Below are 18,642 nucleotides of genomic sequence, written 5' to 3'. Positions count from 1 at the left end.
GTGAATTTTCTCAATGAACAAATTTCGTCTGATGATGATTTGTTTTCTGAGTTTTTCATTTAATGTCATGAGTGCAGGATTAATGAAACATAACAAGTTAAATTGATTGCTGATATGACTTGAATGATGTATTGCACCCCTACCCATCATGACATATTTAAACAACATTGATGCTGTTTCATCACACATTGATTTGGTGATGACAATCCAAAAAAACAGTTGAAATGACCTTCCGCCATGATGGTGCATCACACACCTTACACCAATACTATCTTTTTATCAATAACTTTAACAAAAAAATAATCGCCATATGAACAGCTGCCAATACTGCACAATATAAACAAATCTGGGCATAATCTGCTATATTTTTTGGTACAATCCATAAACTTGTAACCAATGAACCAACAGCATCTCCTGCCAAAAAAGCAGTTTGGGTAAAACCCAAAGCCATCGCCAAAGTTGCTTTATCAAGAAATTCATATTCTAATACTTCTTCAAAAGATGAAGATAATCCAGTAAATGCACTTCTCGCCAAAGTTGCTAACACCAGCACCCAAAGAGCCAAACCATAATACAAGCCAAAAGACATTAGCAAAAAAGACAAAATATAACCCATCATTGCAACAAAAAATCCAATAAAAGGCATATTTTTAAATTTGTTATTATATTTCAATAATAGCATATTTACCAAAATAGACATAACGGTCGTCATCAGATAAATAAATACCGACTTAGATTCGGAAACACCATACTCCACAAACATCAAAATCAAGTAAGGCTTAAATAAACCAACATAAAAACCAACAACAAAATTAGATAAAATAAACAAAATAGTAGATAAGGTTAAAATATTTTTTATGGATATTTTTTCTTTCGGCTTAATTGCTACCTTTTTCAATTTATCAAACTTAATATTCTGATAGGCAAACACACTTGACATAAAAACAAAACCGCCTGCCATTAACAATAACCAAAAATAAATAGAACCAAATACATACACCGCCAACGATACAAGACCCGTCCCAACCAACATAGCAATATTGACAATCATAGAACGCATTGCGGTTAATTTGGTGGTATTCTGGGTACTGTCTTCAGAAATTTGTAGAACCCAAGAGCGATTGGCGAGAATGGCAGTAGATGCACCAACACCTACGATTATTGCCGTCATAACCGCAATGACTGGGTGCGTAAATACCCGCATAGATAAAGCAAGGGCGTATAATAATAAAGCAAATAACAAGGCTTTGGCAAAACCAATTTTATCTACAAACATTCCATAAACAAAAGAAAACACCCCTGTTACCGCCATAACCGAATATGCCATTCCGTAGGCGGAGATGGCGTTTTCATTTTTAAAATAAATTGGCATAGAAGCCAGTGATATTGCCATACCCATCTGAAAAAAGAGCATAAAAAAAGCATACCGCTTTACATTTGGGTTAGCAAAAAAAATTTCTTTAATCATAAAAAACTCTTGACTTTTTAAAAAATATATTGTATGTTAAGAAATGTCAGAAAAAATCTGACATTTTGAAAAATTTCAACTCACTTGAAAAGGAGACTGCTATGCAACTAGCAATTCAAGTGCCAGAAATGAAAAAAGTCAATCATGATCTACTTTATCATATGAAGTAAGCTTTAGCAAAAGATGTAGAAACACGGCTAAATCGACATTTAGCCGTGTTTTATTCAAAATATAAAGAACTTAAAAATTCATAGTTTTGTTTTAAAATGTTATTATTGGGAAATTTAACCAGTGCTAATGATAAATAATCAAGGGCTTGCTTCTGATTACCTTTACACAACTCTGTTTCCGCTAATAAACTAAAAGACTTTACAACCTCACTTTCATCAAAGCCAAATAATTCTTTATTTGTTACAAAATTCTTTAACACCGCTTCTAAATCAGGACAACAATCTTGTTCTTTGGATAAAATTTTTGAGTAGAGAGCATCATTTAGATACATTAAAGACTTTTTAGGATCAAGACACAATTTATAAGCATAATAATAGTTAAATGCTGAATCTAAATACAATGTTTTTTGTAATTGCCAATAAGCAAGGGTTGCCCAGTTTTGATGACTGTAAGGGTTGATTAATGTTGTCTGTCTGCAACTAAAAATCGCAGAATCTATATCATTTAAATAACCATAAACTCTTGCCAAATCCAAATAATAAGTATCCATTAACTTATCTTTATCCAAAAGTCTATTTAAAGAGATGATGGCATTATTATAATCGCCAAGCCTTTCATAACATTGAGCCAAATTGTACACCAAAACAGAACGATACAATTCTAATTTTTCTTCTCCATCAATGATCGATATATTGTCAATTTGAGCAATACAATCTATCATTAAATTTTTTACCTCTTCTATTTTATTATTTCGAAATAAAATCAAAGCATACCCATTACAATTAAATAAAGCTGAAAAAATTGCATTTGGAACATTATTTAGATACTCATCAGAGCTTGTAATTTCATTATAGGCTTGATTCAATAAAGACTCTGACTTTTCTATACTTTGAAGTTCTTTACTGTGTACTCTAGCATATAGCATAGCCTTAGAATATCTAGAACCATTTTTGTATTTTCAATATTATTGTTATTTAATATTAAATCTAAATAATATTCAGACATTATTGGATTTCTTAGCATTTGTTCAGATATAGAAAGAGTATTCCATAAATCAGAATCGCTATAAAAATTCTTAACAAAATTACAGATATTTTTTGCAGTCAAAGCATCGCCAGCATTTAAATATTCAAGTGAGATATTAATTAAATCATCATACAAACCCTTATCAAAATCACTTTTTCCATTGGATTTTAGTGTACTTAATTTATTATATAAATTTTCATCATTTTGATTTTTATCTGAATTTAAAGAGTAATTATGCTGAATTTTATAGGAAACCTCCCAACCGCCAAATTTTTGAGCCATCTCAAAAAACCTCTGGCTAAATTCATCCAACTAAGAGTTGCATACAACATAGACAGATAATTTTTCTCCATCAATGTTTTTGTTGATATAGTCAATAATCTTAGCGTATACCGCATCCAAAACATTTTTGGTTCTATAACGAATTCTTTGCTCCAAAGGAATTTTTTCTGTCAAACTAAGATTGCACTGATAAAAATTAGATTTTACAACCATATCAGTGGGATAAAACAGATATAGATTTTTAGATAGACTTGGATCAAGGTTTTGTTCATTCAGACCCAGTTTTCTAAACAAATCTTTTACAGAAGAGAAAGCAATGACATTTCTAGTATCGTGATGAACAACCAATTCCAATTTTTTAACTTCAACCATAAAAAACTCCATTAAGCTAAGAATGGTTCCAATACCTATATCATAACATAGTTATAAAGTCAACAAAAATTTATTGTATTGTATAAAAAATCCTGCAAGCCCTATTTTTGCAACAAAAACAAGACTTGCAGGAAAACAACAAATTTTTAATTACTTATCCTTTGCTAAAAATAACCAAGTATCAAGTACGCTATCAGGGTTTAGGGATACCGAATCAATGCCCTGCTCCATCAACCAGCGAGCAAGATCTGGGTGATCTGAAGGTCCTTGACCGCAAATGCCGACATATTTGCCTTGTTTGCGACACGCTTCAATCGCCATACTAAGCAGTTTTTTGACCGCAAGATCTCGCTCATCAAACAAGTGCGAAACAATGCCACTATCACGATCAAGACCAAGTGTAAGCTGAGTTAAGTCATTTGAACCGATGGAAAAACCATCAAAATACTCCAAAAACTCATCAGCAAGCAAAGCATTGGTCGGCAACTCGCACATCATGATAATCTCAAGACCGTTTTGACCACGCTTTAAGCCATTTTTTTCTAGTAGCTCAATCACTTGGGCTGCTTCTGTGGTGGTGCGTACAAACGGAATCATGATTTTGACATTCGTCAAGCCCATCTCCTCACGCACATATTTTAACGCACGGCATTCAAGCTCAAAGCAATCACGGAAATTATCCGAAATATAGCGACTTGCCCCACGGAAACCAAGCATTGGATTTTCTTCGTGTGGCTCGTAGAGTTTACCACCGATCAAGTTGGCGTATTCATTGGATTTAAAATCACTCATACGCACAATCACAGGCTTATCATAAAACGCTACCGCAAGAGTAGAAATACCCTCAATCAGCTTATTGATATAAAATTCCACAGGCGAGTTATAGCCTGCCATACGCTCAAAGACTTGCAATTGAGTTTCTTGGGGCAAGCTATCTACATTTAATAAGGCTTTTGGGTGCACACCAATCATGCGGTTGATGATGAATTCTAGTCGTGCCAAGCCCACGCCCTCATTAGGAATCTGAGCAAAATCAAACGCACGGTCTGGATTGCCGACATTCATCATGACTTTAAAGGCAAGCTCTGGCATGGTAGCGATGGAGTTTTTTTGCACTTCAAAATCAAGCCTGCCATCATAAATAAATCCTGTATCGCCCTCAGCACATGATACAGTAACCGCCTGACCATCTGTTAAAAGCTCGGTGGCATTACCACAGCCAACAATGGCAGGTACGCCAAGCTCACGAGCGATGATGGCGGCATGACAAGTACGGCCACCACGATTGGTAATGATGGCAGACGCTCGCTTCATCACCGGCTCCCAATCTGGGTCGGTCATGTCAGACACCAGCACATCACCTTCTTCAACCTTACTCATCTCATTGAGATTGCTAACGATACGCACTTTTCCAGAACCGATACGCTGACCGATAGAGCGACCCTCACACAGCACTTTTGCCCCTTTGGAGTTGATGACATAACGCTCCATGCTTGTTTTGTCTTGGCGAGATTTCACTGTCTCTGGGCGTGCCTGCACGATAAATAGCTCGCCTGTATCACCATCTTTTGCCCATTCAATATCCATAGGACAGCCGTAGTGCTTCTCAATAATCAGTGCTTGCTTGGCAAGAGCGGACAGTTCATCGGTTGATAAAGCAAACTGCTGACGGTCTGCCTTTTCTACATCAACAATCTTAGTTGAACGCTTGGTACTACCCTCATCACCATAGACCATCTTGATGTGTTTTGAGCCTAAATTACGACGAACCACCGCAGGGCGGTTTTGAGCAAGTAGTGCTTTTGATAGATAAAATTCATCAGGGTTTACCGCCCCTTGGACAACCATCTCACCAAGACCATAGCTTGCTGTAATAAACACCACTTCATTAAAGCCGCTCTCGGTGTCTAGAGTGAACATCACGCCAGAAGTGCCAGTTTCCGAGCGTACCATTCGCTGAACCCCTGCTGATAATGCCACGCCTGCATGCTCAAAGCCTTTATGTACACGATAGGCGATGGCACGGTCATTATACAAGCTAGCAAAAACTTCTTTGATGGCAATCAATACATTATCAATGCCACGAATATTCAAGAAAGTCTCTTGCTGTCCTGCAAAAGATGCGTCAGGCAAATCTTCTGCTGTGGCTGATGAACGCACCGCCACCGCAACATCTTGACCACCTGTCAGCTCATCATAGGCACGGCGAATCTCATCTTCTAGATCTTTTGGCAAGTCTTGAGCGATGACCCAATCACGCACCCTAGCACCGACTTCAGCCAGTTTTTCAACATCATCAACATCCAAGCCTTTTAATTCAGCATTAATTTTATCCAAAAGACCTGTTTCGTTTAAAAAACGGTTAAATGCGTCAGCGGTCGTAGCAAAGCCATTTGGTACAGATACACCAACATTTGCCAAATTACTGATCATCTCACCAAGCGATGCATTCTTACCACCAACAATCTCAACATCATCCTTGCCAAGTTGGCTAAATGGAATAACTTGTGCCATAAAAACACCCTAATACTATACTAAGAATTTCCCAAATTATAACGATAAATGACCCAATACTCAATAAAAAATACAATATATTTTACAAAAAAATATAGATATTTATTTATGAAATATTCTTGTGAGTGTGTTAGGTCTCAATAAAAATTTCAAAGACAGTGATTGGCAAGTCGGTTTACTTAGCAGAATTTTATCCTACAAAAACATCTGTTTTTATGTTATAATTTCAAGCGTTTATCTGTGGCACGACAATAAGGATAGCCATGTACATTCACACCCCCACACCTAGCCAGTTAGACCATCAGACCAAAGAAACCAAGGATTATACACCACTTCGCAGTGCATTTTTTATCTCTGATGGCACCGCCATTACCGCCGAAACACTTGGGCGTTCTTTATTAAGCCAGTTTGGCAATATCAAATTTGACATCAAAATCATTCCTTATGTTAATAGCACCGAACTTGCACACGATGCAGTCAAACGCATCAATGAATCGCACCGCCTATCAGGACTAAAACCACTGGTCTTTGACACCATCGTCAGCGATGATATTCGTAGCGTCATCAATGGGGCAGACGCCACAAACCTTGATATCTATGAAGGACTGATTACTCGTATTGCCAATGAGATTGGCGAAAATCCTGACCCACACGCAGGCATTGCACATGGACAGGTAGACAGTGAGGATTATAAAGCTCGTATTGATGCGGTACATTTCGCCCTAGATAATGATGATGGAGCAAGAACCACTCACTACGATGGAGCAGACATTATCTTGGTGGGGCTGTCTCGTTCTGGTAAGACACCAACTAGCCTATATCTCGCCTTACAATTTGGCATTCGTGCCGCTAATTACCCTTTAACCGAAGATGATTTGGACAGTAGCAATCTACCCAAAGTTTTACAGCCATATCGCCATAAGCTCTTTGGACTTACCATCGATACTGAAAGACTCGTGCGTATCCGCCAAGAAAGAAAGGCAGGCTCTCGCTATGCGTCACTTGCTCAATGCCAAGAAGAACAACGAGCCATTCAAGCCATCTACACCGCCCAAAAAATCCCCAATCTTAATGTCTCTGAAATGAGCGTTGAAGAGATTGCCACAAGGATTTTACAGGTATCAGGTCTGGCAAGACGCATTGGCTAATTGTATTAGCACAAGATTAACATGACAATCAACCAATAAGGAATCCCATGAGTAAAAAAAACCAATCCAATGTCAGTACAGAACCTAAAATTACCCCCGAGGATATCACCACTCAGATGTATGAACAAACTGATATTGATCTCATTCATCAAACACTCATCAGCCCCCTAGACGGACAACGCATCGAACTTCATCAAGAAAAAAGTATCAAAGAGCATAAAAAACACAATTATGAATACGATGCCATCGTACTAGGTGCTGGTCCTGCAGGTGAAGCAGCAGCAATGAAACTTGCCAAATCAGGGCTAAAAGTTGCTGTCATCGACCCTCGTGAACAAGTGGGTGGCAACTGTGCTCATGTTGGCACCATTCCTAGTAAGGCACTGCGTCAATCCGTCTTTAATATCATCTCCATGAGACGAGACCCTATCTTTAGCTCATTTACGGATAACTTTCAAGTCCCATTGAATAAGGTGCTTAGCAAAGCTCGCCGAGTGATTTTAAGTCAAGTGAATACTCATCGCCTATTTTATGAACGCAATCGCATTGAAATTATTCAAGGTTGGGGCAGTTTTCTAGACCCACACACTCTGCAGGTTGAAGACGCTGAAGATGGTGCGAAAAAAACGCTAACCTTCAATCAGGCGGTAATTGCGGTCGGATCTCGTCCTTATCGTCCTGACTTTTTAGACTTTGACCACCCACGCGTCTTTGATTCTGATAAGATTTTGCAAATGGATTATGTTGCCCGCAAAATCATCATTTATGGTGCAGGTGTCATCGGTTGTGAGTATGCTTCCATCTTTACAGGTCTTGGCTATGTGGTTGACCTCATCAACAATAAAGATCAATTACTAAGCTATCTTGACAACGAAATCTCCGACGCCCTCTCTCATGACTTTCGTCAATTTGGTGTACGCATTCGTAATAATGAGGAAATTAATCGCCTAGAAACACATGACGATTGCGTTGTTCTACACCTAAAAAGTGGCAAAAAAATTAAGTCGGACGCCATTTTATGGTGCAACGGTCGCTCAGGCAACACCGATAGCCTAAACCTAGAAGCTGTAGGACTGACCGCCAATAACCGAGGTCAGCTAGAAGTTGATAAAACTTATCGTACCAGTGTACCGCACATCTATGCGGTAGGTGATGTCATCGGTTGGCCATCTTTGGCCTCTGCCGCCTACGACCAAGGGCGTAATGCTGCAGGTTTTATGGTGGGCGATAAATATGCCGAGTTCATCGATAGCGTACCGACAGGTATTTATACCATTCCTGAGATTTCAAGTATTGGAGCAACCGAAGAAGACCTTACCCGAGATCAAGTACCGTACGAAGTCGGACAAGCATTCTTTAAGCATTTGGCTAGAGCTCAAATCATCGGTGAACGCTCAGGCGTGTTAAAAATTCTATTCCATCGTGAAACCTTGGAAATTCTCGGCATTCATTGCTATGGCAACCACGCCTCTGAGATTATCCACATCGGTCAGGCGGTGATGAAGTGCCATCACACTTTGGAATACTTCCTTAGTACCACCTTCAACTACCCAACAATGGCAGAAGCCTACCGTGTGGCAGCATTAAATGGCATGAATCGCATTTTTTAATTCATAGGCTTGGTATGAGTCATTCATACCAAGCCCTTAAAAACTACTTGCCAATAGGCATTACCTCATTGGTGCTATTTATGATAAAAAATACCGCAAATATGCCTTTGCGGTATTTTTTATGGTTTACAATCAAAACTTTGCTTGATTCTAATCACTTGCCACATTTAACGAATAAAAACAACCCTGATTATGGCGTTTTGTCATTGTTGGCATCAGTAATTCCTTGCTGTTTAATCAGCTCTGACAAGTCCTGCAATCCTTCAATATGCAATGTACGATTCGGGAATGGAATATCTACACCCGCTTCATCAAAGGCATATTTAATTTCCTCCAATAGATCGCACTGCACACCAAACCAATCGCCATTTTCCGTCCATGCATACAAAGTCAAATCCACCGAACTTTCAGAAAGTGCAGTAACACGCACCAACGGTTCTGGATTACCTAGCACCAAATCATGCTTTGATGCCGTCAGTAGCATAAGCTCTTTGGCTTTTTTAATATTGCTTTGATAACCAATACCAACCAATACCTCAATACGGCGATTGGGCAATGATGAAAAATTGGTACTAGAAGTCGTCATGATGTCGCCATTTGGGATAATAATCTCATGGTTGCTGGCTGTTCGGATTCTGGTATTAACTAGGGTAATATCAATCACCGTACCCAACTTACCTCCCACCTCAACAACATCGCCACGCCCAAAAGGACGAAAAATCACAATCATCACACCGGCTGCTAGGTTGGACAGTTGATCCTTTAAGGACATACCAATTGCAACCGCCGCTGCACCAAGTACTGCCACGAATGAGTTGGTATTAATACCCAATTTATTTAGTGCAGCCAACATGATGGCTACAATCATCACGCCATATAGCAAATTATTTAAAAAATTCAGTACCGTTTGGTCAAGATGTGTCCTGCTTAACATACGGTTAATCACCGCCAAGATACGCTTACCAATCCATTTACCAATAAAGAATATCAATAATGCCAAAACAAGATTGATGCCCAAATCAATGCTATTTTTTATTAAAGTATTGACATCAATTGGCATACCTAGAAATTCTAGTGCATGATTAGTGCTATTTTCCAACCCTTTAACGGTGGCTGTTGTTACCTCTTTGGTTGTCTCAGCAACATTTTTAATTTCTTCGGCAGTCTGTGAAACCAACTCAGAAGAAGCGTTGCGATCAATAGAATCTGTCATATTTTAAACACTAATTAATAATTGAACTTTTTATTTTAGCCTAATTTTTGTAAAAAGTCATCTCAACAACTTTAGGATATTTAAAAATAACAACAACCGCAAAGTACCAAAGTATCATGAGCACCCATACCAACCACGCTTAATGGCAATTCATAGCAACGAGCGTCTTATTTAGGCTGATACAGCTCCACCACACGCCCTACGATGATAATGGCAGGTGCAGCCATCTTGGCTTGTGCATTTTTTTGAATAATATCATCAAGCGTGCCAATAAGCACCTGCTGAGTGGGCAAACTGGCATTTGAGATGATTGCTATTGACATATCAGAAGATACGCCTGATGCTCTTAACCCACCTACCACCTTCTCAAGTGCATGAAGCCCCATATAAAATACTAGCGTTTCATCATCTTGATACAAGCTCTTTAAGCCACCAAAATGCTCATTGGTTTGATAACATCCTGTCAAAAAGCGTACCGAAGTCGCCACGCCACGATGCGTCAAAGGAATGCCGGCATAACTACTAGCAGCCAATGCTGCCGTAATCCCACTCACCACTTGATAAGGGATGCCCGCTGTCTGGCAAGCCTGAACCTCCTCGCCCCCACGACCAAAAACAAAGGGATCGCCACCTTTTAGGCGTAACACTCGCTTACCTTTTTTGGCATAATATACAAGCAGCTCATTAATTTCATCTTGTGCTTTAGCATGGTTTTGGCGTTTTTTACCAACAAAAATCTTGTCGCTATCTCTTCGGCATAAATCCAAAATTTCATCAGACACCAGTGCATCGTACAGCACCACATCTGCTTGTTGCATTAGGCGGAGTGCTTTAAAGGTCAATAAATCTGGATCTCCAGCCCCTGCACCCACGATATATACCTCACCTGATTTTTGTTGATGATTCATAAAATCATCAAGTTCATCAGACAACACCCCCACCTGCTTATCCGACAAAGCACGGTCAAACACTCCTTCCCAAAAATACCGACGCTCAGTAATGGTAGGTAGTTTTTCTTTGACGATTTGGCGAAACTCGCCTGCTAGCTTAGCCAATTTACCAATGTTTGATGGCAACTGACTTTCAATCTTAGCTCGAATCAGCCGTGCCAACACAGGAGCTTTGCCATTGCTAGAGACACCAACGACAATTGGGCTTCTATCCACAATGGCAGGAAAAATAAAATCACATAAAGCTGGGCAGTCCACCACATTGATGGCAATACCCAGACTTTTGGCATCATGATATACCGTATGGTTAAGCCTGTCATCGTCAGTGGCACAGATGATAACAGCAGGTCTTGGCAAGGTGTGCAAATCTGCACTTTCATAGCTTTTGTGAATGATGGTATGCTGATGCATCTTTAAAAAAGCCAAGAACGATTCATCAAAGTGCTTTGCCAACACAACCAAACTTGCCCCCGCCTTATGCAACAAGTCCGCCTTACGCTTGGCAACATCGCCACCACCAATAATCAGCACACTTTGATGGGTTAAATTAAAAAATAAAGGCAAAGTATTCATCATGCACTCATCACATTGTCATTTCACACAAAAACTTGGTAAGCAAGCATTTGGCAAAACTTGATGGTTAAAAATCCCAACAAAAGAGATGGCCTTGTGTTCGGTCAGCTGTATCTATAAAGTAAAAATAAACCAAGCCGATAAGGTCATCAAGCACAATAACCATGATTATTAGGCTTGGATTTGTCAGTCAGTTTTATCTGCTGCCAATCCAATACTGGCAACAATACTTAGCGAAACATCGGCAAAGCACCAGCAGATATGCCGTCATGTGCAGTTTTTAGGTCATTTAGGGTATTTTTTAGGGTGCTGATACGCTCTGATGCCACCGCAAAGGCATTAGCACCCGACTTATAAAAATACGCCGCCTGATCAAGACCAAATTCGCCTGCAATGACGATTTCTGCCTGTTCGCTTAACTGTCTTAATTGACGCACCAAACTAAATACACGCCCATCTTTAAAATCAGAGACATACACAACAAATAAATTCACCAGTGCCTCTTCTAGCACTTCTTTCACCTCATCAATGGCATTGTCCGCTGTCAATAGCAGTCCACGAGTCTCATGAAAATCGTTTGGCGTGCTTAGTAGCGTACTATCACCATAAGCTCTCTCCTTGATGATACCAATATCAAAACCGGCATAAGCAGGGGCTTCATCAGCAGATGAAATTAAAAAAAATTCACCCACACTTTCATGAATATTTGCTTTACTGTCTAGACTAATGATTTGCATGCTCATAACACTCTCCTTATCCATCAATTATGAGTAAACCGCCGCTTTAAATGGTGCAACACCGACACGCTCAACCACCTGAGCAAAGCTCTCAACATACTCACCTGTAACCACCCTTTCCTTTTGATAAACTTTAGCAATAGTATCAATGGTATCTGCCACCTCGTCAGCCGCCACAGCACGACCTAGAATCTGACCCAAACGAGCATTTTCGCCAGAACTACCACCCAAACTGATTTGATACCAGTGTTCGCCCTTTTTATCCACACCCAAGATACCAATATCTCCCACATGATGATGAGCACAGGCATTCATACAACCTGACATATTCAAACGAATATCGCCCAAATCGTATAAGTAATCTAAGTCTTGGAATTTTTCTTCAATGCTAGCAGCAATATTATGCGTGGTAGCATTTGCCAACGCACAATAGTCAAAACCAGGACATACTGTCATGTCTGTTAGCGTACCGATATTAGCACGAGCCAAATTAAGTGCTGATAGTTTTTGCCATAAAGCATATAAATCAGTCATCTTAACATCACCCAGTACCAAGTTTTGATGATGAGTTGCACGAATTTCACCCAAACTGTATTTATCCGCCAAGTCCGCTAAAGCAAACATTTGACCATCTGTCATATCACCCGATGGGATATATTTGCCATTGACAATACCCGCTTTTAATGAAATAACCACCGCACGATAGCCTGCGACCTTATGGGCAACGGTATTATGCTCATACCATCTGCTAAACTCATCATTAGCTAAGTATGTTTGCAGTTGATCTTGAGCCAAAAGAGAATCCATGTGTTCATAATTAGGCGTGGTAAAATAACTTTCTGCCTTCGCAAAATGTGCATCGGTTAGGGTCAAATCACCATCTTTTAGGTGTTGCCATTCTTCCATAACTTTTTGGGCAAACACCTCTTTACCCAAACTCTCTACCAAGATTTTAATACGAGCTTTGTATTTATTATCACGACGACCCTCTAGATTATACACCCTTAAAATCGCATCAAGATAACTTAACAGATGCTCTCGTGGCAAAAATTCATTAATCATCTTGCCGATAATAGGGGTGCGACCCAGACCACCGCCTACGATGACCTCAAAACCTATTTGACCATCTTTTTTGACCACATGCAGACCAATATCGTGTACTTGAGTGGCGGCACGGTCCGCTTTAGTGCCAATCACTGCAATCTTAAATTTGCGTGGCAAATAAGCAAACTCTGGATGAAAAGTACTCCACTGACGAATGATTTCACAGTAAGGACGGGGGTCCACCACTTCCTCGCTATGAATACCTGCATAAGGGTCGGTGGTGGTATTACGAATACAGTTCCCTGATGTCTGAATCGCGTGCATCTGATGACTTGCCAGTTTTGCCAAAATATCTGGCACTTCCTCCAGCTTCACCCAATTTAATTGCAAGTTGGTGCGAGTGGTAAAATGTGCATAGCCCTTATCGTAATCACGAGCAATCTCAGCCAAAACACGCAACTGATGACTTGCCATCAAGCCATAAGGAATGGCGATACGCAACATTGGTGCATGACGCTGAATATACAGTCCATTTTGCAGACGAAGTGGTAAAAACTGTTCCTCTGGCAACTCACCTGCCAAAAAACGCTGGGTTTGATCACGAAACTGCTCAACTCGCTCATCAACGATTTTTTGGTCAGTATAAGAATATTGATACATGGACTTCTTTCCTTTGGCGGTAGGCTTTGAAAGTTGTTGATAGAGTGCTTGGCGTAAACCACAAAAATTTATCGCTTAAACACTGAATTTATATAGGCTTGCCATATTAAGTATTTTAGGGCAAAAATTAAAATGCAAAAATGGCATATAGATAGGGGTTTTTAGCATAATTAGCATTGACCAATCACAGTCTTAAGTTACATTAGTGCACTTAACAACTTCTTGATTTGACCAATTTATCCATCAAAAAAATCAACAAAAGCCTAAAACTACAGGCCTTTGTTGATTTTTGTTATTCATTACACCCCATACCATCGCAATAGCCATGTATGAGATTTTATACACATAAGAGTTGGCGGTTAAGACATCATTCTGTACCAAACTCTTTACGCTTGTTGGCAAAAAATCTATCAAGCCTATCCATCGCATCTTCTAAGTCAATCAGATTTGGCAAAAAAACCACACGAAAATGATCTGGCTTATCCCAATTAAAGCCTGTGCCTTGTACCATCAGTACTTTTTCTTGAATTAACAAGTCCATCATGAACTTCATGTCATTATCAATCGGATATACCTTGCGGTCAATCTTAGCAAAGCAGTAAAACGCCCCTTGTGGCATGGTGCAACTGATGCCTTTGATGGCATTTAGTCTATCAACCGCCAACTGCCTTTGCTTATATAATCTGCCAGATGGTGCAGTTAAAGCCTGCATAGACTGATAGCCACCCATTGCTGTCTGTATGGCATACTGTGCAGGCACATTGGCACACAGTCGCATACTAGCAAGCATGGTCAAGCCTTCAATAAAGTCGTCAGCATGGTCTTTTTTACCTGAAATCATCACCCAACCTGAGCGATAACCTGCGATACGATGTGATTTTGACAAACCATTAAAAGTCAGCACCAACGCCTTATCCGTTATGGTACACATCGGTGTGTGCACCGCATCATCATATAAAATACGGTCATAAATCTCATCTGCCATCAACACCAATCCGTATTTAACCGCCAAATCTGCAATTGCTTGCAAAATCTCATCAGAATACAACGCCCCTGTTGGGTTATTAGGATTGATTACCACAATGCCTTTGGTTTTTGGGGTGATTTTATTTTCAATATCTGCCAAATCAGGTTGCCAGTTATTCTCTTCAACACAACGATAATGCACCGCCTTGCCACCTGCCAAATTTGCTGCCGCCGTCCACAACGGATAATCTGGCATCGGAATCAGCACTTCATCACCATCATCTAAGAGTGCCTGCATGACCATCACAATAAGCTCACTCACTCCATTACCGATGAATACATCATTGACATCAGTAGCAGATAACAGCCCCTTACCTTGATAGTACTGCAAAATCGCCTTGCGTGCCGCAAAAATCCCCTTAGAATCTGAATAACCAGACGCATTGTGAAGATTCATCGCCACATCTTGTACAATCTCGTCAGGTGGCAACAAACCAAAAGGCTCAGGATTGCCAATGTTTAGTTTAATGATGCGATGCCCTTCCGCCTCCATGCGGTTGGCTGTTTGTAGTAGCTCGCCACGAATGTCGTAGCACACATTGGCAAGTTTAGCAGATTTTTTTAAAGGCGTGTTTGCTGTATTCATGGTCATCACCTGTGATGAAAAGTGTTGATGATGGATTTGATCGTCGTCAGATTGGGCGTCTTCATCCATCTGCGTGCGACCTGTCAATAAAAAGCTTTCTGTGGTATTTAAGATACTGGCTAAAGAAGCAAGTTTGCTACTGGCAATACCGTTTTTGCCACACTCCCAATTAGCAATTGCCCCACGACTAACCGGCGTACCGCTCTCGCTTAGTCTGTGGGCGAGCTGTTGGGCAGATAAACCCATCTGCTTACGAAGTCGCTTTAATCTTTCGCCTTGCATTTTTTGATGATTTTCAATAAGATTTGGGTTTGTCATGAGATGCCAACTTGCATTTTTAAAAAACTCTAAATAATAATCAAATATCCAACCTATTTAAAGTCATTTTGATGATTTTTGCAAGTATTTTCTTTCTTTTTGACTTAAAATTTACTTAAAATTTCACATAAATCAATAAGATTTTTAAAAATTGCAAGATTTACTTGCACATTGTCTTTTTTATTAAAAATATAACGCCCAAACCCATTCAATACTTGTATTTTGTGCCATCATGCCCATCTATATCTGAAAAATACAATCTAGCAAGCCCGTATGATTTATAAGGAGTGATTATGACGGAACAACTAACCCAAGATGACATTCGTCAAATGAGCGAATCAGACTGGCAAGAACGCCTAAGTCCGCAAGCGTACTATGTTTTAAGACAAAAAGGTACTGAGCGTGCATTCACAGGCATTTATACTGATTTAGAAGATAAAGGCGTTTATCATTGTCAAGGCTGTCATGCCAAGCTATTTAGCAGTGAGCATAAATTTCATTCAGGTTGCGGCTGGCCAAGTTTTGACAGAAGCATTAGTAGTAATGCCTTAGATGAAACACTTGATTTGTCGCATGGCATGAGACGCATTGAGATTACCTGTCATCATTGTGGTGGTCATTTAGGGCATGTATTCCCAGACGGTCCTCAGGACACAACAGGTCTAAGATATTGCATCAATTCAGCAGCCTTAAGCTTTGAAAAAGCTGAATAACGCCATGTATTACACGACATCTACCCAAGCACCGCTGGTTTTTTTACCTTGATAATGATAACCTTAAAATACTACAAAGAATACCACAGTCAATTTCACATAGCCCAAGACTTTGGTATTACTAAAAGTACTGTTTGTAAAGCAATTAAATAAAAAGCAAACCATCAATTACCATTCAAGCGAGCAACTGATTGAGTATATCCTTGAAAAACACAAGCGTTTTAAAATCTTATCATGTCATTATTGTAATCACAGAAAAAGATTTATATTAAGAGTAAATCTTTTTCTGCTATTTATAATTTTAAGTTGGGGGTAGTCTGGAAAAAGGCCTAATAATTACCTCGGATTAAATCCCCACTCTTACAGGTATTTGTAGTTCGGATTTGTTATTTGGATTTTTTCATATTGCCATAAGCATATTGGATATATCAAATTCTTTATCGCCTTGATTTTTATTGCAGAGCCTAACCTTCGCCTCTTTAATAAAGAACATTCATGCATTTAAGGATTTTGTATATTCCAAAAAATCATATCTAAACCTAAAAAATTACTATATAATAAATAAGATAATTTAAAACGGAATATCAACATGACTTTATTAAAAACCCTACCCTTTTTGATGGTTGCAACCATGCTTGCTGCCTGCGGTAATCAAAGTCAGCCACAGACAAAAGAAGCAACCAACCAAACTACTGATACCACCACTCTAGCAGATGAAACCGATCTGTACAAGCGTATAGCAAACGGTGGCGTTTTGGTGGTAGGTACAGAAGGCACCTACCCTCCTTTTACCTATCATGACGAAACAGGAAAGCTGACAGGCTATGATGTGGAAGTGGTGCGAGCCATCGCTGACAAACTTGGCATGAAGGTAGAATTTAAAGAAACCCAATGGGACGGAATGCTATCAGGACTGGACGCAGGTCGTTTTGATGTCGTTGCCAATCAAGTAAGCCTTACCACTCCAGAACGCCAAGCAAAATATAACAAATCCGAGCCATACAGTTGGTCAAATGCCGTATTGGTTGCACCAAAAAACATTCATTTTGGCTCATGGGAAGAAATTAAAGGCAAAAAATCCGCCCAATCTTTAACCAGCAATTATAGCGAGATGGCACAAAAATACGGTGCTCAAATTGTCGCCGTAGACGGACTTGCTCAGGCAGTAGAGCTGGTCAAAACAGGTCGTGCTGATATGACCATCAACGACCATCTGGCGGTGCTTGATTACTTAAAAACCAAATCTGATAGCGATCTTGAAATCAAACTGTCTGCCGATGACAGCGAAAAACGAGGGGCAGGTGTAATTTTCCGTAAGGATGAGACCGCTTCGGTTGAAAAATTCAACGAGGCAACCAAAGCCTTACAGGCAGATGGCACTCTAACCAAACTTTCCAATGAGTTTTTTGGGGCGGACATTAGCCAAAAATAAAGCAAGTGCCTTTTTTCAAAACCACCGTTTTGGTGGTTTTGGTCTTTTATTCTATTTCTTTATGTATATATGCCATGCAATCTTTATTAAGCCAACTGCCTTTTATGACAGACACTCGTGCCGAGATTGTCATTGACGCCTTTTTACCCATGCTAAAAGGTGCATTTATCTATTCTATCCCACTTGCCATAATTTCCTTTACTCTTGGACTTATTATTGCCCTAGCGGTTGCAATGATTCGCATTGTGCCACGCACTAATGCATGGCATAACGCACTTTATTTTATTGCAAGAACTTATGTCTCTGCCATTCGTGGCACGCCCATGCTTGTGCAGTTGTTTATTATTTTTTATGGTCTGCCTGCCATCGGCATAAAACTTGATCCGTTCCCAACAGCGATTATCGCATTTTCGCTCAATGTTGGTGCGTATGCGTCCGAGACAGTGCGAGCAGCTATTTTATCAATCCCTAAAGGTCAATGGGAAGCAGGCACGACAGTTGGTCTCACCTATGCACAGACTTTTCGTTACATCATTTTACCCCAAGCCTTTCGTGTATCCATACCGCCACTCTCTAATACCTTTATTAGTTTAGTTAAAGAGACATCATTGGCATCTTTGGTATTGGTAACCGAACTATTCAAAGAAGCCCAAAATGTCGCTGCACGCACTTATGAGTTTATGCTTGTATATATTGAAGCGGCAATTATTTATTGGGTAATTTGCTTTATTTTAAGTTTATTACAATCACGCCTTGAAGTGCATTTTGACAAACATATTGCTAAATAATTGATTTTATT

16 protein-coding genes are annotated in these 18,642 nt (G+C 39.7%); 6 read left to right on the top strand and 10 right to left on the bottom strand.

All coding sequences use genetic code 11. The features are described from left to right. Nucleotides 1-268: 268 nt before the first annotated feature. The 5 genes from ACERC6_RS01905 to ppsA all read right to left on the bottom strand — a co-directional run bounded on the left by ACERC6_RS01905 (nt 269) and on the right by ppsA (nt 5,833). Nucleotides 269-1,414 (bottom strand): MFS transporter, encoded by a 1,146-nt coding sequence (locus ACERC6_RS01905; protein ID WP_373627546.1) that lies wholly within the window; start codon nt 1,412-1,414, stop codon nt 269-271. A gap of 274 nt (nt 1,415-1,688) precedes the next feature. Continuing rightward, nucleotides 1,689-2,564: a tetratricopeptide repeat protein gene (locus tag ACERC6_RS01900; RefSeq protein WP_373627545.1), complete on the bottom strand. Its 876-nt coding sequence runs from the start codon at nt 2,562-2,564 to the stop codon at nt 1,689-1,691. Then, entirely contained in the window at nt 2,522-2,977 is a 456-nt protein-coding gene (locus tag ACERC6_RS01895) for a hypothetical protein (RefSeq protein WP_373627543.1), read from the bottom strand. The genes ACERC6_RS01900 and ACERC6_RS01895 overlap by 43 nt, the downstream gene beginning before the upstream one ends. Continuing rightward, nucleotides 2,978-3,319, bottom strand: a complete 342-nt coding sequence (locus tag ACERC6_RS01890; protein ID WP_373627541.1) for a hypothetical protein — start codon at nt 3,317-3,319, stop codon at nt 2,978-2,980. Between the two features lie 150 nt (nt 3,320-3,469). Beyond that, nucleotides 3,470-5,833, bottom strand: a complete 2,364-nt coding sequence (ppsA, locus tag ACERC6_RS01885) for a phosphoenolpyruvate synthase (RefSeq protein WP_373627540.1) — start codon at nt 5,831-5,833, stop codon at nt 3,470-3,472. A 263-nt stretch (nt 5,834-6,096) separates the two neighbouring features. Between ppsA and ACERC6_RS01880 the strand changes: the two genes are divergently transcribed. Beyond that, a complete protein-coding gene (locus ACERC6_RS01880) occupies nt 6,097-6,981 on the top strand; it encodes a pyruvate, water dikinase regulatory protein (RefSeq protein ID WP_373627538.1) in 885 nt (294 codons plus the stop codon). 116 nt (nt 6,982-7,097) lie between these two features. Then, nucleotides 7,098-8,591 (top strand): Si-specific NAD(P)(+) transhydrogenase, encoded by a 1,494-nt coding sequence (sthA, locus tag ACERC6_RS01875; protein WP_373627606.1) that lies wholly within the window; start codon nt 7,098-7,100, stop codon nt 8,589-8,591. A 190-nt stretch (nt 8,592-8,781) separates the two neighbouring features. Here sthA and ACERC6_RS01870 read toward each other — a convergent pair whose 3' ends face one another. The 5 genes from ACERC6_RS01870 to ACERC6_RS01850 all read right to left on the bottom strand — a co-directional run bounded on the left by ACERC6_RS01870 (nt 8,782) and on the right by ACERC6_RS01850 (nt 15,698). After that, nucleotides 8,782-9,804, bottom strand: coding sequence for a mechanosensitive ion channel family protein (locus tag ACERC6_RS01870; protein ID WP_373627537.1), 1,023 nt, complete (start codon nt 9,802-9,804; stop codon nt 8,782-8,784). A gap of 167 nt (nt 9,805-9,971) precedes the next feature. Further along, complete coding sequence (cysG, locus tag ACERC6_RS01865) at nt 9,972-11,327, bottom strand: siroheme synthase CysG (protein ID WP_373627535.1); 1,356 nt, start codon at nt 11,325-11,327, stop codon at nt 9,972-9,974. 230 nt (nt 11,328-11,557) lie between these two features. Beyond that, entirely contained in the window at nt 11,558-12,070 is a 513-nt protein-coding gene (locus tag ACERC6_RS01860) for a DUF934 domain-containing protein (protein ID WP_284674263.1), read from the bottom strand. Between the two features lie 21 nt (nt 12,071-12,091). Then, on the bottom strand, nt 12,092-13,768 hold the full coding sequence (locus tag ACERC6_RS01855) for a nitrite/sulfite reductase (protein ID WP_373627534.1): 1,677 nt from the start codon (nt 13,766-13,768) through the stop codon (nt 12,092-12,094). 367 nt (nt 13,769-14,135) lie between these two features. Further along, nucleotides 14,136-15,698 (bottom strand): aminotransferase class I/II-fold pyridoxal phosphate-dependent enzyme, encoded by a 1,563-nt coding sequence (locus tag ACERC6_RS01850; RefSeq protein WP_373627532.1) that lies wholly within the window; start codon nt 15,696-15,698, stop codon nt 14,136-14,138. 293 nt (nt 15,699-15,991) lie between these two features. Here ACERC6_RS01850 and msrB point away from each other — a divergent pair, with 293 nt between their 5' ends. The 4 genes from msrB (at nt 15,992) to ACERC6_RS01830 (ending at nt 18,631) form a co-directional block, all read left to right on the top strand. Continuing rightward, nucleotides 15,992-16,411: a peptide-methionine (R)-S-oxide reductase MsrB gene (gene msrB / locus ACERC6_RS01845; protein WP_284674260.1), complete on the top strand. Its 420-nt coding sequence runs from the start codon at nt 15,992-15,994 to the stop codon at nt 16,409-16,411. Between the two features lie 54 nt (nt 16,412-16,465). Continuing rightward, the gene (locus ACERC6_RS01840; RefSeq protein ID WP_373627531.1) at nt 16,466-16,564 is read left to right on the top strand and encodes a transposase family protein; all 99 of its coding nucleotides are present in this window, start codon (nt 16,466-16,468) and stop codon (nt 16,562-16,564) included. A gap of 436 nt (nt 16,565-17,000) precedes the next feature. Beyond that, complete coding sequence (locus tag ACERC6_RS01835; RefSeq protein ID WP_373627530.1) at nt 17,001-17,843, top strand: amino acid ABC transporter substrate-binding protein; 843 nt, start codon at nt 17,001-17,003, stop codon at nt 17,841-17,843. Nucleotides 17,844-17,947: 104 nt separating this feature from the next. Beyond that, nucleotides 17,948-18,631, top strand: a complete 684-nt coding sequence (locus ACERC6_RS01830) for an amino acid ABC transporter permease (RefSeq protein WP_373627604.1) — start codon at nt 17,948-17,950, stop codon at nt 18,629-18,631. The last annotated feature ends 11 nt before the right edge of the window (nt 18,632-18,642 follow it).

The organism is Moraxella sp. E33BD (genome assembly GCF_041807865.1).
Classification (GTDB): Bacteria; Pseudomonadota; Gammaproteobacteria; order Pseudomonadales; family Moraxellaceae; genus Moraxella; species Moraxella haemolytica.
Note: the sequence above shows the minus strand (reverse complement) of the source record. Positions and strands in the feature narration are given on the sequence as shown.